Genomic DNA, 23,677 nt, shown 5'->3' on the forward strand with positions numbered 1-23,677 from the left:
AGCAGGCGGCCCACCCGGCCGCCCCGATCCGGAAGGACTCCAGCAGTGTCATCGAGACACACCAGGATGGTGCGGGGTTCGGCACTCGTCGCGGGCCTCGCGCTCGTGGGCGGGCTGGCCACGACCGCTCCCGCCGTCGCGGCGGAGCAGGTCAAACTCACCGCACCCGCGCTCACCGGCCAGTACGAGGTCGGCACCACCGACCTCCACCTCGTCGACGGGTCCCGGCCCGATCCGTGGAAACCGGACCGGCGCCGGGAAGTCATGGCCACCATCACCTACCCGGCGGACCGGTTCGCCGACGGCCCCCGGGCACCGTGGTTCAGTCCCGCCATGGGCGGCGTCATCGACCAGGCGCTGGCGGGCAAGGACTACCTCGATCTCCCGGTCGGCTCCATCGACTGGGCGTCGGCGAAACGAAGGGCCGAGACCGGCGTCCCCGCGGCGCACGGCGCTCCGAAGCCGGTGGTGCTCTTCTCGCCGGGCTTCGGCGGTCCGCGGGAGACATACACGGCCCTCGTCGACGACCTGGCGAGCCGCGGCTACGTGGTCGTCTCGCTGTCGCACACCTACGAGAGCGCGGCCGTCGAATTCCCCGGCGGACGGCTCGAAACCGCGCTTCCCTCGGGCGAAGGTCCCGAGTTCATGAAGAAGGCACTCGACGCGCGGGTCGGCGACAGCCGGTTCGTCCTCGACCAGCTCACGAAAATCACCCGCGGGCAGAACCCGGACGCGGAGAACCGGCCACTCCCCCGCGGCCTCGGCCTGTCGCTCGACCTGTCCCGCGTCGGCGCCTACGGGCACTCCTACGGCGGTTTCACCGCGGGCGAGACGATGGTCCACGACCGCCGGGTCGACGCCGGGATCAACCTGGACGGCGCGATGGCGACGGCGTTCGGCTATCCCCCGGGAAGTGCCTACGTCCCGGGCGAGGTCACGAAACGCGGCCTCGACCGGCCGTTCATGCTGATGGGCGCCGAAGGGGTCGACCCGGAAGGCAAGCCGCTCGAACACACACACCGCCAGCCGGAATTCGACCGCAGCTGGGCGGATTTCTGGGCCAACCAGCGAGGCTGGAAGCGGGACCTGCTCCTGCGCGGCGGCAGCACGCACATGGCTTACAGCGATCTTCAGGTCGTCGTGCCGCAGCTGGGTTCGCGAGTGGCGCCGGAGAAGCGTGAAGCGGTCATCGGCACCATCGACCCCCGTCGTTCGCTTGCCGCGCAACGGGACTACGTCGGGGCGTTCTTCGATCTGCACCTTCGCGGCTGGGACAAGCACCTGCTCGACGGCGAGTCCCCGCGGCATCCGAATATCGATTTCATCGAGTAGGGCTGACGGGACTTTCCCCGCATTCCATCGGGCGAAGGACGCTTTCACCCCATGCGATGCGGGGAAAGCGTCCTTCAGCTCCTACATTGACAGGGTGACCAAACCGATCGTCGAGATGCCGCTGCGCGTGCGCTACCACGAATGCGACGGACAGGGCATCGTCTTCAACGCGAACTACCTCGCCTACGTCGACATGGCCATGTTCGAGGTGGAGAGAGCCCTCTTCGGCTCCCACGAGGCGGCACTGACCGCCGGCGTCGACGCCGTCGTAGCCGAGTCGAGCCTCCGCTACCGGATGCCTTGCCGTTACGACGACGAGCTGGTCGTCTCGGCGTTCCTGAAGCATCTCGGGACCACGTCGCTGATCATCGACTTTGAGCTCAGCCGCGACGGCAAGGTGTGCACCGAGGCGACCAACCGCTACGTCTTCGTCGATCCGGCGACGCTCCGGAAGGCGGCGCCGCCCGCGTCCGTGCGCGAGGCGTACGCCGCCTTCCTTCCCGCTCAGCCGGACTGAACGCCGGGGCGCCGGTCTTCGACGACATAGCTGGCCCGCGTGCTGATCGGCGCGCCGGGGGTGTTGACGAACGGCACCACCCGGAAGTCGCTCCGCCAGCGCTGCCGGTTGACGTTGACCCGGACGTAGCCGCGCTGGTTGTTGAAGAACTTCATGTGCGGGTTGGCCTTCAGCAGGTTCTCCCCGGCGGGTGTCATGTCGGCGCCGTTGCCACCGCTGGTGATCGACGTCCCGACGAACTCGCTCGCCACCGTGGGCGAACCCGGGTCGCCGAAGTCGCGCTTGAGGTCCCAGGCGTAGTTCTGGTGCCGGTCGCCGGTGATGACCACCAGGTTCCGCACCCCCCGGTCCTGCGCCGCGGCGAGCACGCGGTCACGGTCGGCGACGTAGCCGTCCCACGGGTCCAGGTACACGTTGGTCGCCTCGCCGGCGTCGGTGTCGGTCTGGCCCATCGGTGCCTGGTTGCCCAGGATCTGCCACCGCGCGTGGGACCGGGAGAAGCCGTCGAGCAGCCACTTCCGCTGTTCCGAGCCGAGCAGGGTGCGGTTTTCGTCGAACCGCTCGGTGCAGTTCGCCGACTGGCCGTCGCCGCACGGCTGGTCGTCGCGGTACTGGCGGGTGTCGAGCATGGTGAAGTCGGCCAGCGTGCCGTAGCTCAGCCGCCGGTGCAGACGCGCGTCCGGCCCCTTCGGCAGCTGGGCGATGCGGTACGGCAGGTGCTCGTACATCGCCTGGAACGCCTGTGCGCGTCGCTGGCGGAACACCGCGCGGTCCTGGTCCGGTTCCTTGTCGATCTGCGAGATGTCACCCGCCCAGTTGTTCTCCACCTCGTGGTCGTCGTTGACGTGGATCCACGGGAAGGCGGCGTGCGCGGCCATCAGCGGCGCTTCGGACTTGTAGAGCGCGTATTGCAGCCGGTAGCGCGCGAGGTCGAAGGTCTCTCCCTTGAACTGCGGACCCACCGGCGTCCCGCGCCCGACGCCGGTGACGCCGCTTTCGTAAAGGTAGTCGCCCAGGTGCACGACCAGGTCGAGGTCCTCGGCGGCCATGTGGTCGTACGCGGTGAAGTGCCCGGCTTCCCAGCTCTGGCAGGACGCGAACGCGAAGTTCAGCTCGCGCGGCGACGACCACGCGACCGGCGCCGTCCGCGTACGGCCGACCGGCGAGATCTCGCCGCCCGCGCGGAAGCGGTAGAAATACTGGTGATCCGGCGCGAGGCCGTGAATCTCCGGGTGCACGGAGTGGCCGAGTTCGGGGGTGGCGACCACGGAACCGCGACGGATCACGGCACGGAAGCGCTCGTCCAGCGAGACCTCGTACTCGACGCGCACCGGCGTCCGCGGCATCCCGCCGAAGCCGTCGGCCTCGTAGGGCCGCGGCGCGAGCCTGGTCCAGAGCACGACACCGCCGGGCAACGGGTCACCCGAGGCGACGCCCAGGGTGAAGGGGTTACCGGAGCCGCTCGCGAGCGGCATCGCGCCGGCGGCGTTCCAGGCACCGGTCCCCAGCAGGACGGCGGCCGCGCCTGCGGAGCCATAGCCGAGGAAGCGACGCCGCGACAGGGGGTGAGGGAGCGAAGGCATGAAGCCCTCCTGTGGTGGGATGGTCACGGGCGGCCTCATGCTCGTCCGCGTATATGGCCTCCCGGCCGCCCTCAGGCGAAGCGCCCGTGAACGAAAGACGATCAACCCTCGTGTTCCGCATCCTGTTCTACCGCCCCGAAATTCCACCCAACACGGGTAACGCGATCCGCTTGACCGCGAACACCGGCTGCGAGCTCCACCTGGTGGAGCCGCTCGGTTTCACGCTGGAGGACAAGCAGCTGCGACGGGCGGGCCTCGACTACCACGACCTCGCGCGCGTCCACGTCCACGCGGACCTCGACACGGCGTGGGCGGCTCTGCTGCCCGCCCGGGTCTACGCCTTCAGCGCCTCGGCGACCCGGCTGCACACCGAGGTCGCGTACGAGCCGGGAGACGTGCTGATGTTCGGGCCGGAGTCGGCCGGGCTGCCCGCGGAGGTCCAGGAGGCCACCCAGGTGACCGAGCGGGTGCGGCTGCCGATGCTGCCGACGAGCCGCTCGCTCAACCTGGCCAACACGGCGGCTATCAGCGTGTACGAGGCTTGGCGGCAGAATGGCTTCGCGACCCCCTGAGGGTGGTCCCTCCGTGTTATGAACGGACCTTTCATAACAAATTTTGTTATGAAAGGTCCGTTCATAACACGCGAGACCTACGGCAGTCGTTGCCCAAAGAAGAGCGAAGCGGCGGCACCGATCATCAAGACCAGCGTCCCCAGAATGACCCAAGGACGGCTCGCGTCGGCGTCCTTCAGCTCGTACCCGATCTGCTCGCCGAGGTCGTCGTACACCCGTTTCAGCTCGTCCGCACTGGCCGCCTTGTAGAAGTCGCCGCCCGACAGGCGCGCGATCTCCTCCAGCGATTCGTCGTCGACCTTCACGTCCTGCGGTTTGCCGTCGATGTCGACCGAACCGTGCGTGGTCCCGAACGAGATCGACGAGATCGGCACCTGCGCCTGCTTCGCCGCCTGCGCGGCCGTGTAGCCGCCTCGCGGTGCGTACAGGTCGTCCGGGACGGTCTGCTTGCCATCACTCATCAAGACGATCCGGGCGGGCGGCGGGCCTTCCGCGCCGCCGACGATCGCCGAGAAGCTCTCGATCGACTGCAACGCGGCGAAGATCCCTTCACCGGTGGCTGTCGACTGCGCCAGCTTCAGGTTGTCGATCGCCTTCACGACGCCACCGCGATCGGTGGTCGGCGCGACCAGCACGGTCGCCGTCCCCGCGAAGGAGATCAGGCCGAGGTTCACCCCCGGGGTCATGTTTTGCGCGAACGAGCGCGCCGACTCCTGGGCCGCCTTCAGGCGCGTCGGGGCAACATCGGTGGCTTCCATCGACAGTGAGGTGTCGATCACCAGGATCACGGTGGCCCGGTTGCGGGGCACTTTCTGCTCGGCGGTCGGCCCGGCGAGCGCGACGGTGAGCACCAGCAGCGAGAGCACGATCAGGATGGCGGGTACGTGCCGCACCCAGCCTTGGCTCTTCGGCGCGACCTTGTCCAGCAGTTCCAGGTTGGCGAACCGCATGGTGCGCTTGCGCCGCGCGCGCTGGGAAAGCACGTAGCCGACGGCGACCGCGGCGACCGCCAGCAGCAGCAGGAACCACCACGGCGAGGCGAATCCGGTCAGGCTCACGCGACACCACCGGACCAGCGGCGCTTGCGGGCCACCACGAACCGGACCATGTCCGCGATCCAGTCCGAATCGGTGCGCAGCACCAGATGCGCGGCACCGGCCCGCCGCAGCGCGGCCGCGACCTCCTGCCGGTGAGCATGCGCCGCGGCGCCGAATTCCTTGCGCAGCAAGGCCGAAGCGTGCACTTCGCGCTGTTTCCCTGTCTCCGGGTCGACCAGCACGACGGTGCCCACGTCGGGCAGGTCGATGTCGCGCGGGTCGAGGACTTCGATGGCGATGAGGTCGTGATGACCGCCGAGCGCGCGCAACGGGCGCTGCCATTCCATGTCACCGAGGAAATCGGAGATCACGACGGCGAGCCCGCGGCGCCGGGGCGGACGGCGCAGTTTCTCCAGTGCGGCGGCGAGATCACCGCGGACACCTTCCTCGGCACGCGGGGTCTCGGCGAGTTTGCGGACCAGCCCCCGCGCGTGCGGGAGCCCGCCACGCGCCGGGATGCGCGTGATGCTGCCCGCCCCGTTCGAGACGAGCGCGCCGATCCGGTTGCCACCCCCACCGGTCAGATGGGCGACCGCGGCCGTCGCGCACACGACGAGGTCACGCTTCTCGCAGAGCGCGGTGCCGAAGTCGAGGCTCGCGGACACGTCCGCCACCAGCCACGTCTCCAGCTCACGATCGGCGACGGTCTCCCGGATGTGCGGGCTCGTCGTCCGCGCGGTGACCGCCCAGTCCATCCGGCGGACGTCGTCACCGGGCTGGTACGGCCGGGCCTCCCCCGGTTCCGAACCCGGCCCCGGCACCAGGCCGAGATGGTTTCCCTGCAACAGACCGTCGAGACGGCGGCGCACGTCGAGTTCGAGCGTGCGCAGGCCCGCCTCCATCCGCTCCCCGCGGAGTACCGGCGGCGCCCAGGAAGGACGTTCGCCCTTCTCGTTCTTCACGCTTCGTCCTTACCTGACGGGTGCGCCGGCCGGGACACCCTGCCCGCCGCCGCCCTGGGGACGGGCCGAGACCTGCGGCAGCGGCACGGTCTGGAGCACCCGCGTGATGATGTGGTCGATGGGGACACCGTCGGCCAGCGCGTCGTAGGACAGCACGAGCCGGTGCCGCAGCACGTCCGGCACGACATCGACGACGTCCTGCGGCAGCACGTAGTCCCGGCCGCGGACCAGCGCCAGCGACCGCGCGGCGGCGATGATGCCGAGGCTGGCACGCGGCGAGGCGCCGTAGGACACCCAGCCCGCGACGTCGGCGAGGCCGTGGTCGTTCGGAGTACGGGTGGTGAGCACGAGGCGCACGACGTAGTCGACCAGCGCGTGGTGCACGAACACCTGCGATGCCACGTTCTGGAGCCGGACCAGCTCTCCGGGGCTCAGTACCTCTTGCGGGGCGGGCGGGGTGACGCCCATCCGGTAGATGATCTCCCGCTCTTCCTCGGCGGTCGGGTACTCGACGACGATCTTGAACAGGAACCGGTCCCGCTGCGCCTCGGGCAGCGGGTACACACCCTCGTTCTCGATCGGGTTCTGCGTGGCGAGCACGAGGAACGGGTCGGGCATCGGGAAGGTCTGGCCGCCGATCGACACATGCCGCTCGGCCATCACCTCGAGCATCGCCGACTGCACCTTCGCCGGCGCGCGGTTGATCTCGTCGGCGAGTACGAAGTTCGCCACCACCGGGCCGAGTTCGACGTCGAACCGCTCGGCGCCCTGTCGGTAGATCCGGGTGCCGAGGATGTCGGCGGGGACCAGGTCCGGGGTGAACTGCACCCGCGAGAACGAGCCGCCGACCACTCGCGCGAAGGTCTCGACGGCGAGCGTCTTCGCGACGCCGGGGACACCTTCGAGCAGGAGATGGCCCCTGGCCAGCAGGCCGACCAGCATCCGTTCGACCAGCCTGTCCTGGCCGACGATGATCCGCTTGACCTCGAACACGGTCCGCTCCAGCAATTGGGCGTCCCGCGCCGGCGTTCCGGGCTGCTGCTGCGCGCCGTCGGCGTAGCCGGGCTCGGTCACTCGTGCCTCCTGTGTTCCCCGCTTGCGTTCTTGCGTCCGGCTGTGACCGTAGTGGTCACCGGCACAGCCGTTCGTGACGGTAGCCAACCTGACCACCGGTATGACGGCTGTGAAGGAGCCGCCGGGGAGACCTCAGTCGAGACAGAACTCGTTGCCCTCGATGTCGCGCATGTTGAGGCAGGATTCGTTGTCCTCGTCGGCGAGCAGCAGCAGCCCGCGGACGGCACCGAGCGGGACCAGTCGCGCGCACTCGGCCTCGAGAGCGGCGAGGCGTTCTTCACCGACGAGCCCGGTGCCGACCCGGACGTCGAGATGCACCCGGTTCTTGACGACCTTGTCTTCGGGAACGCGCTGGAAATACAGTCGCGGGCCGGCCCCGGTGGGATCCTGGCAGACGAACCCCGCGTCCTGTTTCTCAGGCGGCAGCGAGCGGGTGTAGTCGTCCCAGGTGTCGAATCCTTCCGGTGGCGGCGGCACGACGTACCCCAGTACCTCGCACCAGAATCGGGCCACCCGCTCGGGTTCTTGGCAATCGAAGGTGACTTGGACCTGTTTGACCGGCGCCATCGGCCCACCATAGCCACCCGCTTCAGGAGAATCGATCGATATCCTCGGGCGTATCGATGTCGGCGCTCTCCCCTGGTTCCTCGGGGACCTCGACGATGTCCAGCCCGCCCAAGGTTCGCCGCAGCGACGCGTTTTCCACCGGCTCCGGCAAGGCGCCGCGCAGCGCTTCCGTCCGCCAGACGCCCAGCAGCCACTGCCGCTCCCCGCCTGCGTCGACGAGAACCGCGCCCGAAGCGGACCCCAGCGCGGCCATCAGCCGGTCCACAGTGGACTTCCGGACTCCGGCGAGATCACCGGCGAGGACGGCGACGATCTCCGTGCGCACCAGGGCGAGTCCCGCCGCCAGCGCGGCGACCGGTCCGGTACCGGGTTCGGCCTCCCGAGTCCACCGGACGCCGCCGAAACCCGGCCGTTCGGGTCCGACGACGATCACCGGGTCCGCTTCGGCGAGCGCGGCCAGAGCCCGTGCCAGCAAGGGTTTCCCGCCGATGGCGAGCGCGGGTTTGTCCACACCGGACAGACGACGAGCGGCACCGCCCGCCAGCACGATCCCCGCGTAGGCCACGCCTAGGCCGTGTCTCTCGAAGCGCGCTTTCGGCTTCCCGCGGCCGGGCCGCGGCAGTGGCTGTTCACTCTCGCGGCCATGTCGGCGGTCCATCTCCGCGAGTCCGAGGCCTCCGGTCTCGAACCAGCCGACGTCCGTTCGGAAGACACGCTCTAGCCGATCAAACGGGTCGCGTACGGCATGATCCCGCCGTAGCGCACCGGCGAGATCCGCACCCGCAGACCGGACTGCGGCGCCTCGACCATCTGCCCGTTCCCGAGGTACATCGCGACGTGGTGGATGCCTCGCGCGCTGCCACCCCAGAAGAGCATGTCGCCGCGGCGCATCTGCGAGAGCGGCACCTTCCGCCCGGCGTTGTACTGGTACCCGCTGTAGTGCGGGAGCGACCGCACCCCGGCGAACGAGTAGATCATCAGCCCGGAGCAGTCGAAGCCGATCTTCATGTAGTCGCCGTAGCGATCCGCCGTGCCACCGTCGCGGATGCCGCGCGTCGGCCCGGAGCCGTTGCCGCCGCCCCACGCGTACGGAAGTCCCAGCTGCGACAATGCTCGCTGGACCACGGCCTCGACACTGGAACCGGCGGGAGCCGACTGGACGGGCCTTCCGCTCGACGGACGGTCACCGCCACCCTGGCTGGGACTCGGCCGAGACGCGGCGAGAGCGGCCTGACGAGCGCGTTCCTCGTCCTCGCGGGCCTTCTGCGCCTTCCAGTCCTCGTAACGCTGCCGCTGTCCCTGGAGGCCGCTGACCTTCTGCTGCGCTTCGAAGAGCTGCTTCTCGACGTTGGTCTTGTCGGCTTCCAGCAAACCGGTCTGGGTGGCCTGGGTGTCCTGCGCGTGCTGGGCGGCGCTCTGGGCGTTGTCGGCCTCGTGCTTGGCCGCCGCGGCCGCGCGCTTGCGCTCCTGCGCGATCTCCAGCTTCTTGCGGGCCGTGGCGTCCTTGTTGGACTTCTCGGTCTGCGCGCGCTTCATCGTGTCGAGCGCGTTGAGCCTGCTGCCACCGACCGCATCGAGCATTTGGGCGCGGCCGAGGAGTTCCTTGGGGCTGTTGACGGTCAGGTACGCCGACACCGAGCCGATGGTGCTGCCCTGCTGGAAGCTGGCGGCGGCGAACTTGTCGAGGTCGGCGCGCGCCTTGTCGATGGTCGCCTGCGCGGCGTCGGACTCCGTGCGCGCCGACCGCGCTTCACGGTCGGCCTGCGCGGCCTCGTCCTGCGCCGTCTCCGCGTCGACCCTCGCCTTGTTGGCCTCCTCCATCTTCAGCTCGACCTCGTCGTTGAGCTGAGAGAGCTTCGACTCGGCCTGGGCCAGCTGATTGGTGAGCCTGCCGACATCGCCCGCCTTGGCGTTGGCGTCGGCCTTGCTCGAGTTGATCTCGGAGTCGCTGGGGTTCGGCGGGGGCGGCGGGACCGCGAGACCCGTGCCGGTCACCCCGAGCAACAAGGCGACGCCGAGCGCCCCGATGGTCATGCCACGGCGGGCACTGGTCCCGGACCCGGTCTCACCACGCACGATCCGCCCACCTCCTGATCTTGTAACAACGAGCTCACTGTGCCACTGCTGCAACAGCATTACCAGAAGCACCACCAGGAACTTACACACCGTAGGCACCATTTCCCCTCAACGGGGGACGAACAGACGAACGTTTCGTCACTCGAATGACTGGAGGTCGGTGAGACGCTCCCGACGCGCATGTCGGCTTGCCTCCCAAAAAGTACAGGCGTACTGTTTGTGGGGACGAACGAGGTGTGCCATCCCGGGTCCGGACTTACGGTGGGGGTGCGCAACACTCGCTCCTGGTCGACCCGAACGGCCTGGAGAACACACCGAACTGACCCGCCACTGGAGTTAGAAGTGACTGCACCCGCCAGCAAGGACAGCTTCGGCGCCAAAGACACGCTGAAGGTGGGCGACGCCTCCTACGAGGTGTTCCGCCTCAACAAGGTCGAGGGTGCGGAGCGCCTTCCCTACAGCCTGAAGATCCTGCTCGAGAACCTGCTGCGGACCGAGGACGGCGCGAACATCACCGCCGACCACATCCGCGCGCTCGGCAACTGGGACGCCAAGGCCGATCCGTCGATCGAGATCCAGTTCACGCCCGCCCGCGTGATCATGCAGGACTTCACCGGCGTGCCCTGTGTCGTCGACCTCGCCACCATGCGCGAGGCCGTCACCGAGCTCGGCGGCGACCCGGACAAGGTCAACCCGCTGGCGCCCGCCGAGCTGGTCATCGACCACTCGGTCATCATCGACGTCTTCGGCCGCGCCGACGCTTTCGAGCGCAACGTCGAGATCGAGTACGAGCGCAACCGCGAGCGCTACCAGTTCCTGCGCTGGGGCCAGGGCGCCTTCGACGAGTTCAAGGTCGTCCCGCCGGGCACCGGCATCGTGCACCAGGTCAACATCGAGCACCTCGCGCGCACGGTGATGTCCCGCAACGGCCAGGCGTACCCCGACTCCTGTGTCGGCACGGACTCGCACACCACCATGGTCAACGGCCTCGGCGTGCTGGGCTGGGGCGTCGGCGGCATCGAGGCCGAGGCGGCCATGCTGGGCCAGCCGGTCTCCATGCTCATCCCGCGGGTCGTGGGCTTCAAGCTCACCGGCGAGATCCCGACCGGCGTGACCGCCACCGACGTCGTGCTCACCATCACCGAAATGCTGCGCAAGCACGGCGTGGTCAGCAAGTTCGTCGAGTTCTACGGCGAGAGCGTCGGCGCGGTGCCGCTGGCCAACCGCGCCACCATCGGCAACATGAGCCCGGAGTTCGGCTCCACCGCGGCGATCTTCCCGATCGACGAGGAGACCGTCCGCTACCTCAAGCTCACCGGCCGCTCCGAGGAGCAGGTCGCGCTCGTCGAGGCCTACGCCAAGGAGCAGGGCCTCTGGCACGACCCGTCGCACGAGCCGGAGTACTCCGAGTACATCGAGCTGGACCTGTCGACGGTCGTCCCATCGATCGCCGGCCCGAAGCGCCCGCAGGACCGCATCGAGCTGACCGACGCGAAGAACTCCTTCCGCAAGTCGATCCACGACTACGTCGGCGGCGAGCAGGTCCCGCACACCAACCTGGACGAAGCCGTCGAGGAGTCCTTCCCCGCCAGCGACCCGGCCGCCCTCTCGTTCAAGGACGAGGGCGCGGTCGACATCCAGTCGGCGGCGAACGGCCACAGCGGCCGCCCGACCAACCCGGTCAAGGTCAGCACCTCCGACCGTGGTGAGTTCGTCCTCGACCACGGCGCCGTGGTGATCGCCTCGATCACCTCGTGCACCAACACCTCCAACCCGTCGGTCATGCTCGGCGCGGCGCTGCTCGCGCGGAACGCGGTCGACAAGGGCCTCGCGGTCAAGCCGTGGGTCAAGACCTCGATGGCGCCGGGTTCGCAGGTCGTCACCGACTACTACAACAAGGCCGGTCTCTGGCCGTACCTGGAGAAGCTGGGCTACCACCTGGTCGGCTACGGCTGCACCACCTGCATCGGCAACTCGGGCCCGCTGTCGGACGAGATTTCCGCGGCGATCCAGGAGAACGACCTCACCGCGGTTTCGGTGCTCTCGGGCAACCGGAACTTCGAAGGCCGGATCAACCCCGACGTGAAGATGAACTACCTCGCGTCGCCGCCGCTGGTCATCGCCTACGCGCTCGCCGGCACGATGGACTTCGACTTCGAGAACCAGCCGCTCGGCCAGGACACCGAAGGCAACGACGTCTTCCTGAAGGACATCTGGCCCGCGGCCAAGGAGATCCAGGAGACCATCGACTACGCCATCACGCAGGAGATGTTCACCAAGGACTACGCCGACGTCTTCGACGGTGGCGAGCGGTGGAAGTCCCTGCCCACCCCCGAAGGCAAGACTTTCGACTGGGACGCGGAGTCCACCTACGTCCGTAAGCCCCCGTACTTCGAGGGCATGAAGGCGGAGCCGTCGGCGGTCACCGACATCTCCGGCGCCCGCGTGCTGGCGAAGCTGGGCGACTCGGTCACCACCGACCACATCTCCCCCGCCGGCGCGATCAAGCCGGGCACCCCGGCCGCGCAGTACCTGACCGAGCACGGCGTGGAGAAGAAGGACTTCAACTCCTACGGGTCGCGTCGCGGTAACCACGAGGTCATGATCCGCGGCACCTTCGCGAACATCCGGCTGCGCAACCAGCTGCTGGACGACGTGCAGGGCGGTTACACCCGTGACTTCACCCAGGACGACGCCCCGCAGTCGTTCATCTACGACGCGGCGCAGAACTACGCGGCCCGGAACATCCCGCTCGTGGTGCTGGGCGGCAAGGAGTACGGCTCCGGTTCCTCCCGTGACTGGGCGGCCAAGGGCACCTCGCTGCTCGGTGTCCGCGCGGTGATCACCGAGTCGTTCGAGCGGATCCACCGGTCGAACCTGATCGGCATGGGCGTCATCCCGCTGCAGTTCCCGGCGGGCGAGTCGGCCTCGTCGCTCGGCCTCGACGGCACCGAGACGTTCGACATCTCGGGCATCACGAAGCTGAACGACGGCGAGACCCCGCGCACGGTCCACGTCACCGCGACGAAGACCGACGGCACCAAGGTGGAGTTCGACGCGGACGTCCGCATCGACACCCCGGGTGAGGCGGACTACTACCGCAACGGCGGCATCCTGCAGTACGTCCTGCGGAAGATGACCCAGGCGTAAGCACTTCGCCCGGCGAAGGCCCCTTTCCCCGCACTTTGGGGAAGGGGGCCTTCACATTTCTTCGGTACCGTTCCCGCTATGGCACGCGGGAGGATCCAGGTCGAAAACGGCGAATTGGCATACGAGACCCGGGGCGAAGGCGATCCGGTGATCCTGCTCCACGGCGGGATCCTCGACTCCCGGATGTGGGACGCCGAAATGACGGCGCTCGGACGGCACCACACCGCCATCCGGTACGACGCGCGCGGGCACGGCGACTCGTCCACGCCCACAGAGCGGTTCAGGCACTACGAAGATCTCCGCTCGCTGATGACCGCGCTGGAGCTCCCCCGCGCGTCACTGGTCGGCTTGTCCGGCGGCGGGCGGATCGCCGTCGACTTCGCGCTGACCTACCCGGACCTGGTCGAGAACCTCGTCCTCGTCGCCACGGGACTCAGCGCGATGACGACGAAGGATCCCTTTGTCCTGGAACAGAACAAGAAGCTCGAAGAAGCCGGCGCGAAGGGCGATCTCCCGGCCGCCATCGAACGCATCCTGCGCATGTGGGTGGACGGCCCCCGGCGCGCACCCGCGGACGTCGATCAGCGGGTCCGGCTGCTGTGTCAGGAGATGTACACGCAGACGATCGTGCGCCACGGACTCTCCGGCTTCACGCGGATGGACGAACTACGGGCCATCGAACGCACCAGCGAGCTGACCCCGCGCACCTTGACGCTGGTGGGCGACCTGGATTCCTCGGACATCCTCGCCATCGCCGACCAGATCGATCGCGAGGCGGGCGACTCCAGGAAACTCGTCGTCCCCGGGGTCGCGCACATGATCAATCTGGAGAAGCCCGCCGAGTTTTCCCGGATCCTGCTGGATTTCCTGGACCGCTAGTGGTCGCGAGGGCCCTGCCCCTTCCCGGGCTCAACCGAAGGAACTCGGCCTTCACACCTTCCCGCCTCGGAGGCGGCGGTGCCGAGTCAGGCAGGTCGGTCGTGAGTGGCACGCGTGGCCGCATTGGTGTCGCTGAGCGTCTCCAATGCGGCATTGGGGCAGCGACCGCGGGACACTTCCCCGTGTCCTGAAGGCCACCGCGAGCCACTAAGCCGTCTCGCGCTCCTCCTGCCCGGAGCACTCTTCCCGGTTCTCCGGACGACGGTCCATGACGTGGCCGAGCGGGCGCAGCAGCACATTGACCCCGACGATCACGGCCGTCCCCGCGAGCGCGACGACGTAAAGTCCCGCTCCCGCGAGGGATCCGACCGCCGCCGAGCACCACAGCGTGGCGGCGGTGTTGAGTCCGCGCACGTTCAGCCCGTCCCGCAGGATCACTCCGGCGCCGAGGAAGCCGATACCGGAAACGATCTGGGCGGCCACCCTCGTCGGGTCGGCGTCACCGCTGGCGTTCAGCCCGCCGAAACCGTGGGCGGACAACAGAACGAAGAGGGTGGCGCCGACGGCGACGAGGGCGTTGGTGCGGAGTCCGGCCATCCGGGCGCGGTACTGGCGCTCGATGCCGATCACGGCGCCCAGTCCGACACCCGTGCCGACCCTGAGCAGCATTTCGAAGGTGTTCATGATTCCGGCTCTTTTCTGGCGTGCGTACACAAGGCCAGACAGGAAAAGGAGACCGGAGAAGGTCAGCGCACCGCGCACACGGGTGAACGGCGACCGCATCCGGTCGTTCCAGAACTGTCTTCCGGCATGTGCCGCTCACCTCGCTTTCGTATTCGAACGGTGTCGATCAACCTTCGGAAGGTACCACGCCGATCAAGGCGTCCAGCGCACCGCGACCCCGCCGGATCGGCCGACGACCACCCCGTGAGTGTTGACCGAGGCGGCGAAGGTGATGGTTCCCGGCCCTGCTCCAGCCGCCCTTCCGAGGTCGGTGAGGCTTCCGTCGGAGTTCCAGCGAACGGCGGTGTAGCGCCCCTCTGTGTCTTTCGACATACCCACCGCGGTGTTGTCCGGTCCCGCCGCCCGCGCTTCACTGGACGGCTTGTCGGTGACCGGGAAACCGCCGAGGTCCGTGACCGAACCGTCCGCCTTCCACCGCGTGGCGAACACGCCGTAGCTGCCGCCGACCGACCGCTGCACCCTGCCGACGATCGTCCCGTCGGCGCCGATCCCCATCGCCTCGGCGAAGTAGCCCGAAGGCAAGTACTTCAGCTCGGTGACGGTCCCGCCCGTGGCCCAGCGCGTCGCGTGTGTCTGGTGGTCCGACGCTGTCGACCAGCCCGCGACGGTGCCGTCGTCCGCGATCGCCGCCCCGACGCCGGAGGTCCCACCGGGCAGCGCGGCCAGTTCGGTCACTGTCCCGTCGACGCTCCAGCGGACCGGCCTGCCGTAGTAACTCGAGTACGACTCCGAGCAGTAGCCGGCGGTCTCACCGGTCGCGTTGATCGCTTTCGCCTGGCAGTACGCCGTTCCTGGCAAGGAATCCAGGACCGTGATCCGGCCGTCCGGATCCCAGCGGACGGCACGCTGGCCCTTGCTGTTCGACGACCTGCCCGCCACCGTTCCCTCGTTGTTGATCGCCGTGGCTTCACTCCCGGTGTCACCGGCCGCGGTGCCGAGATCGGTGACCGTGCCGTCGGCGCCCCAGCGCACGGCGTGCGAGGTACCGCCCGTGGTGGACCAGCCGACCGCTATCCCGCTGTCGTTGATCCCGGCGGCGCCGGCCACCGACGAACCGGGCAACGCGGGAAGCTCGGCGAGTGCCGGTGCGGCCGAGGCCGAGCCGGGGACGAGGACGGCCAGCGCGACCGCGGACGCCCCGGCGATGGACAGAGTTCTGGTGGCACGCAAGGGTTTTCCTTCCCCCAGCTGCGACGAAAGCCGCAGATCAAGATCACCCTAGCAAGGGGTGATCATTCCTCTCATGCCATTTCCTGCTCCGGAAAATGCCGCTAAGCGGGTGAATCGAACGCGTCGCGGATCGTGTCGCGCAGCCAGCGCTGGGCCGGATCGGCGTCGAGGCGGGCATGCCAGAGCAGCCGCACTTCGATCTCCGGGAGGTCCGCGGGAATCGGGAACCAGCGGATCCCGAGCGCCCGGCCGTACTGCTCGGCGAGCCGCTGGGGCGCGAGTCCGATGTAGTCACTCGACGCGACCAGGAACGCGGCGACGGCGGACGTCGGGACGACCGCCGCGACCCGGCGCTGGAGTCCTTCGGCCTCCAAGACCTCGTCGAGCGGCCCTCGGGTGCGGCCGCGCCGGGAAGCGGAAACGTGGGGATACCGGCAAAGTTGCGCCAGTGTCGGGCGGCGTGGGCGGGCCAGTGGGCTGTCGGCCCGGACGATCGCGACCACTCGTTCTCGGTACAGCAGCATCGAGCGGATGTCGGGAGCCGAGACGTCACCGGCGCCGATGTCCAGATCGACGGAGCCGTCCCGCAGCGCCTCGGTGCTTTCGCTGCCTTCCCCGACGAAGCGCAGGACCACACCCGGCGCGACGGCGGCGGTCGCCTCGACGGCCGCGGTCGCCAGCGTCGCGGCGACGCCGTCGTTGATCCGGATGGTGAAGGTGCGTTCGAGATCACCGATCGCGAGCTCCCGGTCGGCGCTGATCAGGGCCGACGCCTCGTCGAGCAGCGACCGCACCCGCGGCGCTGTCCGAAGCGCGAACGGCGTCGGCACCATCCCGCGCCCCGCGCGCACCAGGATCGGGTCCCCCATCGCCCGCCGCAGCCTGCCGAGGGCGCGGCTCGTCGCCGGGATCGACAGGTGCAGGCGCTCGGCCGCCGCGGTGACGCTGCCGTCCCGCAGCAGCGCGTCGAACACGCGCAAGAGGTTCAGGTCCAGTTGGTCGGCCATAGTTGCATCGTAGGCAATTAATTCTTGCCAAAGTTGCGTGGCACGAAGTACTGGCTGGTCCATAGCTTGAGAGACATGCCACTTCGACTCAACATCCGCGACGACCCGGCGGCCGCCGCGAGCCGCCCGGTCGCGCGGCGCGGTCTGCTGGCCGTTATGTGCGCCTGTGTCGTGCTCGTCGTCGGGATGGTCGCCGCGATCAACCTCGCCGTTCCGATGCTGGCCGCGAGCGACCTGCGCCCGTCCGCGTCGGCGCTCATCTGGATCGTCGACACCTACGTCGTCTTCTTCGCCTGCCTGGTGATCCCCGGCGGCGCCGCGGGCGATCGCTTCGGCCGCAAGGGCGTCCTGCTCGCCGGTCTGGCGTTGTTCGGTCTCGGCGCGTTGCTCTCGACGGTCGCGCCGAACGTGCCGTTCCTGCTGGCGGGCCGGGCGATCACGGGGATCGGCGCCGCCGCGGTGCTGCCCAACACGCTCGCCGTCCTGCTGCACGCCGTGCCCGCCGGGCGCAAGGGCGTGACCATCGCGACCTGGGCCTCGATGACCGGGATCGGTGGTATCGCCGGGAACGTCGGTGGTGGCGCGGTGCTCTCCGGTGGATCCTGGCGCTGGCTGTTCGCGGTCGCTGTCCCGCTCTCCCTGCTGCTCGCCGCGTTCGCCGCCCGCGTCGCGCCGGTGTCCCCGCGGCACGACCGCCCGCTCAGCCTGCTCGGCGCCCTCCTGCTCGTCGGCGCGTCGGTCGCACTCCTGCTCGGCATCGTGGAAGGCCCGGAAGCGGGCTGGACCAGTCCGATCGTCCTGATCGGTTTCGCCGCTGCCGTCGTGCTGTTCGCCCTGTGGACGTTCGTGGAACTGAAGGCCGAACACCCACTGCTCGATCCCCGGTTGTTCCGCGTGCCCGCGCTGCGCGGTGCCTGCCTCGGCATGACCGCGATCTTCTTCGGGATGTTCGCGCTGTTCTACGTCAACGCGTCTTTCCTGCAGTACGGCAAGGGATTCAGTGTGCTGCTGACCGGGCTCGGGATCATTCCGATGACCATCCCGGTCATCCTCGGCGCGCGGCAGGTGGGCCGCCTCGTCCAGCGTGTCGGCGTCGACGTCACCGTCGCACTGGCGTTCGCCTTCGTCGGCTGCGGCCTCATTGGACTGTCTACAGTAGACGCATCGACGCCGTATCCCGTCTACGCGAGTTGGCTCGTGGTCACCGGCATCGGAGTCACCTTGGCCCTTCCGACACTGTCGGCCGCCATCTCCGGCTCACTGCCCCCGGCTCGGGCCGGGGTCGGCGCCGGGCTGCAGGCCACCACGCGCGAGTTCGGCAGCGCGCTCGGCGTCGCGGTCATCGGCACCGTCCTCACCGGACGGTTCGTCGCCGCGCTGCCGCCCGACATCCGCGCGAACCACGATCCGCACACCGTGGCGCAGGCCCTCGCCGCGGCACCGGGCCGCGCGCCCGAGGTGATCTCCGCGTTCGTCACCAGCACGAGCACGGCCTTGCGGGTGATCGGCGTGAGCGTGCTCGTCCTCGGAGCGCTCGTCACCGGGCAATCACGGCTTTCCCGCACTCGCGGGAATCGGTAGTACCTACGCCCGAAAGGCAGCACCATGACCGAAGTAACCGCCTTCATGCTGGTGAAGACCACCCCCGAATGGCTCAGCCTGACGATCGAGCAGCGGGTGGAATCCTTCGAGACCGAAGTCCTCCCTGCGATCAAGAGCAAGGTGAAGGGCGTCCGTTCCCGCTTCTACGACACCGAGTTCTACTCCGCGCGGGTGACCGACGTGTGGGTGTGGGAGGCCGACGACCATCACTCGTATCAGCTGCTCATCGAAGCACTGCGCGAAACGCCCTTCTGGGACCGGTACTTCGAGATCGTCGACCTCCTGGTCGGTGTCGAGAACGCGTACGCCACGAACTACGGCTTGGACACCTACGCGAGTATCGACGTGTGAGCGCGAGGGGAGAGGACATCCCCGCGTCAGAAGGCGGGGACGGGTTCGGTCCGCGCGTTTCCGAGGGCCGACTTCCGCAGGTCGATCGTCCAGTTCGACCGCTGATCGAAGGTCTGCGCGAACTTTTCGAACAGGCATCCCGAAGTGAACCGCCGTCCCGCCGCGTCCCAACCGGATCCGATCTTGACGTAGACCCGGTAGTCGCCCGAAATCCCGGTGACCGTCGTCGAGGAGTTTCCGTGCACGTAGACCATCACCTGGGGTTTCGAAGGCTCACCGGTCACCACCGAGATGGCGACGTCGCCGGAGGTGCCGTTGGTGATCCGCAAACTCCCTCGTCCAACGGGGCCCGATCGTTCGACGATCTCGCCGTGGGGTGGGCGCGACACGGCGGGCACGGGCAGCGGTGGTGGCGCGGCCGGGAGAAATCCGCCGACCTTGAACTGCTTCGCGCCCAGGGCGGCGATCGCCTGGTGCAGGGGGCTGCCCCGGTCCGCCAGTCCGGTGACGATCTCGCGCACCTTCTCGGCGACGGGCACCGCGGCGGCGACCGCGCAACCGGTGCCCGCGGTCGTCGAGGCAGGCCCCGAGTTCGGCAAGATCAGCGACAGCGACAGCAGGCTCAGTCCCTCTTGGAGCTTTTGGTGCTCGCGCTCGATCACCCTCGGCGGGGCCAGGTTCCTCAGCTTGACGAGGTGGTCGCCCAGGAGGTCACCGAGCCGGAGCTTCGCCAGTCTCAGGTCCGCCTCCGTGGTGGCGGCCGCCAGCTGATCCACCCACGGTCGCGCCTCGGCGTCCAACTTCGTGAGGGCACGCTGGTACTCCTCGGCGGAAACGACCTCCGGAGGAGCTGGAGGCCCGCCGCCCTCGTCACTCGACAGGATCAGGGTTCCGAGGACGACGACCGTCGCGATGGCCACCGCTAGACAACCGACACCCCGCCACCCGCCCATGCGCCGCCTCCCGGGCCGAAGCGTAGTTCTCGACGCCCGGGACTGGTCCCCGGGCACGGCGAAGGCCGCCTTCGGAGCGCGAAATCGTTCCGAAAGCGGCCTTCGCGGTCACGTGCCTGGAGATCAGGCGGTTTCGAACGGCTGGACGTTCGGCTGGAACACCTGGCCGTTGGCCGGAACCTTCAGGTCGATCAGGTAGTCGGCCGTCACCTTGTCCACGCCGAGCGAGTCACCCAGGATGCAGTGCCCGAAGGCGTCGACCGAGAGGAGCCGGGCGTTGCCCAGCTGGTCGGCCATCCGCTTCGAGAACAGGTACTGGGTCGCCGGGTCGTAGTAGTTGCCGACGACCAGCACCGGGGTGTCGGTCTTGGCCTTCCACGGGCCGCGGAACACGTCCGGCTTCTTCGCGGGCCACACCGGGCAGCCCGCGACGTCCGAGAACGCCTGGTAGCGACCGAAAGTGGGCGACTCCTTCTCCCACTTCGCGGCGATCTCGGGAACCTTCTCCTGCTTGATCGTGATCTTCTTGTCCGAGCAGTTCACGGCGAAGTAGGAGTCGTCACCGGCATACGGGCTGTCCGGGTCCGCGTCCGCGCGCCCGTTCGCGCCCGACCGCAGCACCTTCAGCTCGACGGCCCGCGCCGTCTGCGTCTGCGCCGACGTCGGGTGGACGACGTTGTACAGCGCCTGCAAGTCGTCGGCCAGCGGCGGGAACGACGTCGGCGAGTACAGCACCCCGGCCACGGTGCTGGTGAACGCGTTGATGTCGTAGGTGCTCCCGTCCGGCAGCTTGATCGGCTGCCGGCGCAGGTACTCACGGATCTCGTCGAACTTCGCCCGCGGCGTGCCCGAGCTGAACGAGCACTTCTGCCCGACCTGCGCGCACTTGCGCAGGAAACCGTCCAGCGCGATCTCGAACCCGCGAGCGCGCTCGCGGTCGTACTGCACACCGTCGCTGGTGCGCAGCGCCGGGTCGACGTTGCCGTCGATGACGATCGCCCGGCTCTGCTTCGGGAACATGCCGGTGTACGTCGACCCGATCAAGGTCCCGTACGAGAAGCCGACGAAGGTCAGCTTCCGGTCGCCGACGGCCGCCCGCATCTTGTCGAGGTCGCGCACGACGTCCTTGGTGGACATGTGGTTCAGCAGCGCACCGGCGTTGTGCTTGCAGAACTGGCCGTAGTCCCGGTACGACGCCAGCGTTCCGGAAATCTCCTGCCGTGACAGCGGCACGGGGATCTGCGCGGCGAAGACGTCGTCCGCGTCCTCCTGCGTGGTGAAGCACTTGAGCGGGTTGCTGGCCCCGACGCCGCGCGGGTCGAACCCGATCAGGTCGAACCGGTCCAGCACCTGCGGCTGGAAGTAGTTCGTCGCGCCGATCGGCATCCGGAACCCGGAACCACCCGGGCCGCCCGGGTTGAGGAACAGCGAGCCGACCTTCTTGTCGGGTGTCTTCGCCGCCCGCTTCAGCATCGCGATGTCGATGGTGCCGAGTGCCGCGTTGTCGTGGTCGATCGGCACGCGGTAGCGCGCGCAGCTGTAGAACTTGACCTGGTCGGCGGGAACACCGCGGATCTGGTCCGCCGTGCAGGCCCCCCAGGTCACCGGCGGGGTCGCACCGACCTGGGCGGCGGAGAGCCCGCCGTCCTGGGCCGCGACCGCGCCACCGGCGGAAAGCCCGGTGAGCGCGGCACCGGCCACGAGTGCCCCTACCAGTGCGAGACCGCGCACCGGTCTCCTTGTGGATCTCGGCAAAACGACTCCTCCCTCGGCTGGCGACGCGCTCCGAACACGTCGCACGGTGCGCCGCCGAAGTCACGGCGCGTAACACCAAGCGAGCCTCGCACAAGCCGGTAACCCAGTCACCGGCCGAAAGGATGGTACGAACCTAGCGAGAGGTGGTCTTCAACTCGAAAATCGGTAACACCCGGCGAGCGGATCGCTCTTCCATGGAGTAACCCGGCCAGAAATCCAGCAGGAGCTTCCACATCCCGTCGTACTCGTCGTCGAGAAGTTCCCTTGCCCTGACCGGGATCTCCTTGCCCGCCAGCGCGACGACCGCGTCCGGATGTGAGCGCAGGTTGTGCGTCCACGCGGGATGGTTCGGTCTCCCCCAATTGGAGCCGACGAGGACGAAGTCCCCATCGTGGGGGAAGTACAGCAGGTTGGTGCTGCGGGGCAGGCCGCTCTTGCGGCCGGTCGTGGTCAGCCGGAGGGAAGGGAGCCCGGCCAGCGCGACCAGGCTCACCTTCCCCTTGAACAGCCGGTGGAGTTTCTTGTCCACCCAGATGATCCCGCCCGCGAGCCCCATCAGCCACGGTTTCGTGCCGAGTGCGCGAGCGAGGAGCGTAAGAGGGTTAGCCACGGACAGATCTTGCCAGGCTCACCCCGAATCGCGATTCCGAGTCCGTCCACCATTTCTCCACCGAGAAACCGGCTTCGGCCAGTTCCGCGGCGATTCCGTCCCGCCGGAACTTCGCGGAGATCTCGGTGCGCACGTATTCGCCCTCGGCGAACTTCACCAGCAGATCGGCGCCCGGGATGTCGACGGTCACCGCCTCCCGGGCACGCAGGCGCATTTCGACCCATTCGTTCTCTTCGTCCCAGTACGAGACGTGGTCGAAGGCGGCCGGATCGAAGTTCGCGCCGAGGCCGTTGTTGATCACGTGGAGCACGTTGCGATTGAACTCGGCGGTGACCCCCGCCGCGTCGTCATAGGCGCGTTCCAGCGTTTCCCGGTCCTTCACCAAATCCGTCCCGAGAAGGAGCCACTCCCCTTCGTCGAGAACTTCGCGGACCGAGTGGAGGAAGGCGGCGCGTTCGGCGGGCAGGAAGTTGCCGATCGTGCCGCCGAGGAACACCACCAGCCGCGGCCGGTCGCCCGGCAGCAGGTCGAGATGCTGGGTGAAGTCCCCGACCACGCCCCGGATTTCGAGGGACGGGTAGTCGGCCTTGATGGCTTCCGCGGCTTCGGCGAGCGCGGTTCCGGAGACGTCGAGCGGCACGAACTCCCTCAGCGTGCCGTGGTCGGTGAGCGCGTCGAGCAGGAGCCTGGTCTTCTCACTCGAGCCGGAACCGAGTTCGACGAGGGTGTGCGCGCCGGAACTTTCCGCGATCTCGCCGCCACGCGCGGCGAGCACCTCCCGTTCGCTGCGGGTCGGGTAGTACTCGGGAAGGGCGGTGATCTTCTCGAACAGTTCGCTGCCGCGCGCGTCGTAGAACCACTTGGGCGACAACCACTTCCGGTCCGCCTCCAGGCCGGCGCGGACGTCCGCGCGCAGCTGCTCGGTGATGTCCGACTCGCTGCGGTGTACGTCGAGGTCCACTTCGGTCATCGTGCCTCAGTGCTCCGATCGGCTTCGAGGGGAAGGATTTCCACACCGGCGCCGGTGACCCGGACGGCGTGGTGTTGGGGAACGGGAGTCCATCCGGGACCGTCGTCGCACGGTTCCGAAGCGACGACGACACCGTCACCAGTGTCCTGATAGGACAGGGAATGCGTCCACGCCGTGCCGATCAGCGTCCGGCCGTCGGTCAGCAGGAAGTTGAGCCGCGAACCCGGCCCCGCCTCCTCGACCACACCGGTCAGCCACGTGACGGCCGAGAGCGGGTCTTCACCCGCTTCGAGCCGTTCACTCAGCAAAGCCCACAGCAGCACCGAATCCGTGGTCGCCTCGAGGGTGAGCAGACGGGTGATCGGCAGTTTCGCGGCGAGTTCGGCCAGTGAGCCCGGCCAGCCCTTCACCATCCCGTTGTGGCTGAAGAGATGGCCACCGCCGGTGAACGGCGCGTTGGCCGCTTCGACCACCGGCATCCCGGTGGTGCCGTTGCGGACCGCCACCATGAAGGCGTGCGACCGCACCGACCCGGCGAGCGCGGGCAGGTCCCCGTCGGTCCACAAGGGAGCGGACCGGCGCAGCCGCACGGGATCGGGACCGTCGGCATACCAGCCGAGGCCGTACCCGTCCGCGTTGACCGAGCCGCCGCCCCGCATGTCGGCCGGGGCGTAGGACTGCACGAGCAGCGAATGCGGGGCATGGAAGAGCAGCTCGGCGGGCGAACGCGGCTCGCCGAGATACGCGAGATGACGGCACATGCCGC

The 23,677-nt window shown here is 68.6% G+C and carries 23 protein-coding genes; 8 read left to right on the plus strand and 15 right to left on the minus strand.

The window, feature by feature from the left end:
- The first annotated feature begins 66 nt into the window (after positions 1-66).
- Together BS329_RS17305 and BS329_RS17310 are read left to right on the plus strand one after the other, a co-directional pair.
- The gene (locus tag BS329_RS17305) at positions 67-1,332 is read left to right on the plus strand and encodes an alpha/beta hydrolase family protein (protein WP_076161994.1); all 1,266 of its coding nucleotides are present in this window, start codon (positions 67-69) and stop codon (positions 1,330-1,332) included.
- Positions 1,333-1,447: 115 nt separating this feature from the next.
- Positions 1,448-1,849, plus strand: a complete 402-nt coding sequence (locus tag BS329_RS17310; protein ID WP_076162289.1) for an acyl-CoA thioesterase — start codon at positions 1,448-1,450, stop codon at positions 1,847-1,849.
- Here the strand turns inward: BS329_RS17310 and BS329_RS17315 are convergent.
- Entirely contained in the window at positions 1,837-3,432 is a 1,596-nt protein-coding gene (locus tag BS329_RS17315) for an alkaline phosphatase D family protein (protein ID WP_076161996.1), read from the minus strand. The two genes, BS329_RS17310 and BS329_RS17315, sit on opposite strands and share 13 nt — an antisense overlap.
- Positions 3,433-3,542: 110 nt before the next feature.
- Here BS329_RS17315 and BS329_RS17320 point away from each other — a divergent pair, with 110 nt between their 5' ends.
- On the plus strand, positions 3,543-4,004 hold the full coding sequence (locus BS329_RS17320) for a tRNA (cytidine(34)-2'-O)-methyltransferase (protein ID WP_076161998.1): 462 nt from the start codon (positions 3,543-3,545) through the stop codon (positions 4,002-4,004).
- Positions 4,005-4,081: 77 nt separating this feature from the next.
- Here the strand turns inward: BS329_RS17320 and BS329_RS17325 are convergent, their stop codons facing one another.
- The 5 genes from BS329_RS17325 to mobA all read right to left on the minus strand — a co-directional run bounded on the left by BS329_RS17325 (position 4,082) and on the right by mobA (position 8,209).
- Positions 4,082-5,062, minus strand: coding sequence for a VWA domain-containing protein (locus BS329_RS17325; protein ID WP_076162000.1), 981 nt, complete (start codon positions 5,060-5,062; stop codon positions 4,082-4,084).
- The gene (locus tag BS329_RS17330; RefSeq protein ID WP_244197207.1) at positions 5,059-5,943 is read right to left on the minus strand and encodes a DUF58 domain-containing protein; all 885 of its coding nucleotides are present in this window, start codon (positions 5,941-5,943) and stop codon (positions 5,059-5,061) included. The genes BS329_RS17325 and BS329_RS17330 overlap by 4 nt, the downstream gene beginning before the upstream one ends.
- Positions 5,944-6,012: 69 nt before the next feature.
- On the minus strand, positions 6,013-7,077 hold the full coding sequence (locus BS329_RS17335; RefSeq protein ID WP_076162004.1) for an AAA family ATPase: 1,065 nt from the start codon (positions 7,075-7,077) through the stop codon (positions 6,013-6,015).
- 132 nt (positions 7,078-7,209) lie between these two features.
- Positions 7,210-7,644, minus strand: coding sequence for a VOC family protein (locus tag BS329_RS17340; protein WP_076162006.1), 435 nt, complete (start codon positions 7,642-7,644; stop codon positions 7,210-7,212).
- 22 nt (positions 7,645-7,666) lie between these two features.
- A complete protein-coding gene (gene mobA, locus BS329_RS17345; RefSeq protein ID WP_076162008.1) occupies positions 7,667-8,209 on the minus strand; it encodes a molybdenum cofactor guanylyltransferase in 543 nt (180 codons plus the stop codon).
- A gap of 9 nt (positions 8,210-8,218) precedes the next feature.
- Between mobA and BS329_RS43410 the strand changes: the two genes are divergently transcribed.
- Positions 8,219-8,365: a hypothetical protein gene (locus BS329_RS43410; protein ID WP_158075803.1), complete on the plus strand. Its 147-nt coding sequence runs from the start codon at positions 8,219-8,221 to the stop codon at positions 8,363-8,365.
- Here the strand turns inward: BS329_RS43410 and BS329_RS17350 are convergent.
- Positions 8,362-9,720 (minus strand): NlpC/P60 family protein, encoded by a 1,359-nt coding sequence (locus BS329_RS17350; protein ID WP_076162010.1) that lies wholly within the window; start codon positions 9,718-9,720, stop codon positions 8,362-8,364. The two genes, BS329_RS43410 and BS329_RS17350, sit on opposite strands and share 4 nt — an antisense overlap.
- A 342-nt stretch (positions 9,721-10,062) precedes the next feature.
- On the opposite strand from BS329_RS17350, the gene acnA reads away from it, so the two are divergent.
- Both acnA and BS329_RS17360 read left to right on the plus strand, forming a co-directional pair.
- Positions 10,063-12,870: an aconitate hydratase AcnA gene (gene acnA / locus BS329_RS17355; protein ID WP_076162012.1), complete on the plus strand. Its 2,808-nt coding sequence runs from the start codon at positions 10,063-10,065 to the stop codon at positions 12,868-12,870.
- 78 nt (positions 12,871-12,948) lie between these two features.
- The gene (locus tag BS329_RS17360) at positions 12,949-13,749 is read left to right on the plus strand and encodes an alpha/beta fold hydrolase (protein ID WP_076162014.1); all 801 of its coding nucleotides are present in this window, start codon (positions 12,949-12,951) and stop codon (positions 13,747-13,749) included.
- Between the two features lie 207 nt (positions 13,750-13,956).
- Here BS329_RS17360 and BS329_RS17365 read toward each other — a convergent pair whose 3' ends face one another.
- The 3 genes from BS329_RS17365 to BS329_RS17375 form a co-directional block, all read right to left on the minus strand.
- Positions 13,957-14,433: an MgtC/SapB family protein gene (locus tag BS329_RS17365; protein WP_076162291.1), complete on the minus strand. Its 477-nt coding sequence runs from the start codon at positions 14,431-14,433 to the stop codon at positions 13,957-13,959.
- Positions 14,434-14,625: 192 nt separating this feature from the next.
- Positions 14,626-15,663, minus strand: coding sequence for a hypothetical protein (locus BS329_RS17370; protein WP_076162016.1), 1,038 nt, complete (start codon positions 15,661-15,663; stop codon positions 14,626-14,628).
- A gap of 101 nt (positions 15,664-15,764) precedes the next feature.
- Positions 15,765-16,670, minus strand: coding sequence for a LysR family transcriptional regulator (locus BS329_RS17375; protein WP_076162018.1), 906 nt, complete (start codon positions 16,668-16,670; stop codon positions 15,765-15,767).
- A gap of 156 nt (positions 16,671-16,826) precedes the next feature.
- On the opposite strand from BS329_RS17375, the gene BS329_RS17380 reads away from it, so the two are divergent.
- Together BS329_RS17380 and BS329_RS17385 are read left to right on the plus strand one after the other, a co-directional pair.
- The gene (locus BS329_RS17380) at positions 16,827-18,251 is read left to right on the plus strand and encodes an MFS transporter (RefSeq protein WP_208619229.1); all 1,425 of its coding nucleotides are present in this window, start codon (positions 16,827-16,829) and stop codon (positions 18,249-18,251) included.
- A 24-nt stretch (positions 18,252-18,275) separates the two neighbouring features.
- Positions 18,276-18,623 carry a darcynin family protein gene (locus tag BS329_RS17385; RefSeq protein ID WP_076162023.1) on the plus strand — a complete coding sequence of 116 codons (348 nt, stop codon included), beginning with the start codon at positions 18,276-18,278 and terminating at the stop codon, positions 18,621-18,623.
- A gap of 26 nt (positions 18,624-18,649) precedes the next feature.
- On the opposite strand, the gene BS329_RS17390 is transcribed toward BS329_RS17385, so the two are convergent.
- From BS329_RS17390 to egtC, 5 genes are all read right to left on the minus strand, one after another.
- The gene (locus tag BS329_RS17390; RefSeq protein ID WP_143253083.1) at positions 18,650-19,576 is read right to left on the minus strand and encodes a hypothetical protein; all 927 of its coding nucleotides are present in this window, start codon (positions 19,574-19,576) and stop codon (positions 18,650-18,652) included.
- 123 nt (positions 19,577-19,699) lie between these two features.
- A complete protein-coding gene (locus BS329_RS17395; protein WP_076162027.1) occupies positions 19,700-21,307 on the minus strand; it encodes an alpha/beta hydrolase in 1,608 nt (535 codons plus the stop codon).
- 157 nt (positions 21,308-21,464) lie between these two features.
- Positions 21,465-21,887, minus strand: a complete 423-nt coding sequence (locus tag BS329_RS17400) for a nitroreductase family deazaflavin-dependent oxidoreductase (RefSeq protein WP_076162029.1) — start codon at positions 21,885-21,887, stop codon at positions 21,465-21,467.
- A gap of 46 nt (positions 21,888-21,933) precedes the next feature.
- Entirely contained in the window at positions 21,934-22,911 is a 978-nt protein-coding gene (gene egtD / locus BS329_RS17405; RefSeq protein ID WP_076162031.1) for an L-histidine N(alpha)-methyltransferase, read from the minus strand.
- Complete coding sequence (gene egtC, locus BS329_RS17410) at positions 22,908-23,672, minus strand: ergothioneine biosynthesis protein EgtC (protein WP_076162033.1); 765 nt, start codon at positions 23,670-23,672, stop codon at positions 22,908-22,910. The genes egtD and egtC overlap by 4 nt, the downstream gene beginning before the upstream one ends.
- Positions 23,673-23,677: the final 5 nt, after the last annotated feature.

This window comes from Amycolatopsis coloradensis (genome assembly GCF_001953865.1).
Lineage (GTDB): Bacteria > Actinomycetota > Actinomycetes > Mycobacteriales > Pseudonocardiaceae > Amycolatopsis > Amycolatopsis coloradensis.

What these genes read in the sequence shown, in the direction of transcription:
- BS329_RS17305 (WP_076161994.1), top strand. Translation starts at nt 67, where the DNA reads ATGGTGCGGGGTTCGGCACTCGTCGCGGGCCTCGCGCTCGTGGGCGGG.
- BS329_RS17310 (WP_076162289.1), top strand. Translation starts at nt 1,448, where the DNA reads ATGCCGCTGCGCGTGCGCTACCACGAATGCGACGGACAGGGCATCGTC.
- BS329_RS17315 (WP_076161996.1), bottom strand. Translation starts at nt 3,432, where the DNA reads ATGCCTTCGCTCCCTCACCCCCTGTCGCGGCGTCGCTTCCTCGGCTAT.
- BS329_RS17330 (WP_244197207.1), bottom strand. Translation starts at nt 5,943, where the DNA reads ATGGAGGCGGGCCTGCGCACGCTCGAACTCGACGTGCGCCGCCGTCTC.
- BS329_RS17340 (WP_076162006.1), bottom strand. Translation starts at nt 7,644, where the DNA reads ATGGCGCCGGTCAAACAGGTCCAAGTCACCTTCGATTGCCAAGAACCC.
- BS329_RS17360 (WP_076162014.1), top strand. Translation starts at nt 12,949, where the DNA reads ATGGCACGCGGGAGGATCCAGGTCGAAAACGGCGAATTGGCATACGAG.
- BS329_RS17365 (WP_076162291.1), bottom strand. Translation starts at nt 14,433, where the DNA reads ATGAACACCTTCGAAATGCTGCTCAGGGTCGGCACGGGTGTCGGACTG.
- BS329_RS17375 (WP_076162018.1), bottom strand. Translation starts at nt 16,670, where the DNA reads ATGGCCGACCAACTGGACCTGAACCTCTTGCGCGTGTTCGACGCGCTG.
- BS329_RS17380 (WP_208619229.1), top strand. Translation starts at nt 16,827, where the DNA reads ATGTGCGCCTGTGTCGTGCTCGTCGTCGGGATGGTCGCCGCGATCAAC.
- BS329_RS17385 (WP_076162023.1), top strand. Translation starts at nt 18,276, where the DNA reads ATGACCGAAGTAACCGCCTTCATGCTGGTGAAGACCACCCCCGAATGG.
- BS329_RS17390 (WP_143253083.1), bottom strand. Translation starts at nt 19,576, where the DNA reads ATGGGCGGGTGGCGGGGTGTCGGTTGTCTAGCGGTGGCCATCGCGACG.
- BS329_RS17400 (WP_076162029.1), bottom strand. Translation starts at nt 21,887, where the DNA reads ATGGGGCTCGCGGGCGGGATCATCTGGGTGGACAAGAAACTCCACCGG.
- egtD (WP_076162031.1), bottom strand. Translation starts at nt 22,911, where the DNA reads ATGACCGAAGTGGACCTCGACGTACACCGCAGCGAGTCGGACATCACC.
- egtC (WP_076162033.1), bottom strand. Translation starts at nt 23,672, where the DNA reads ATGTGCCGTCATCTCGCGTATCTCGGCGAGCCGCGTTCGCCCGCCGAG.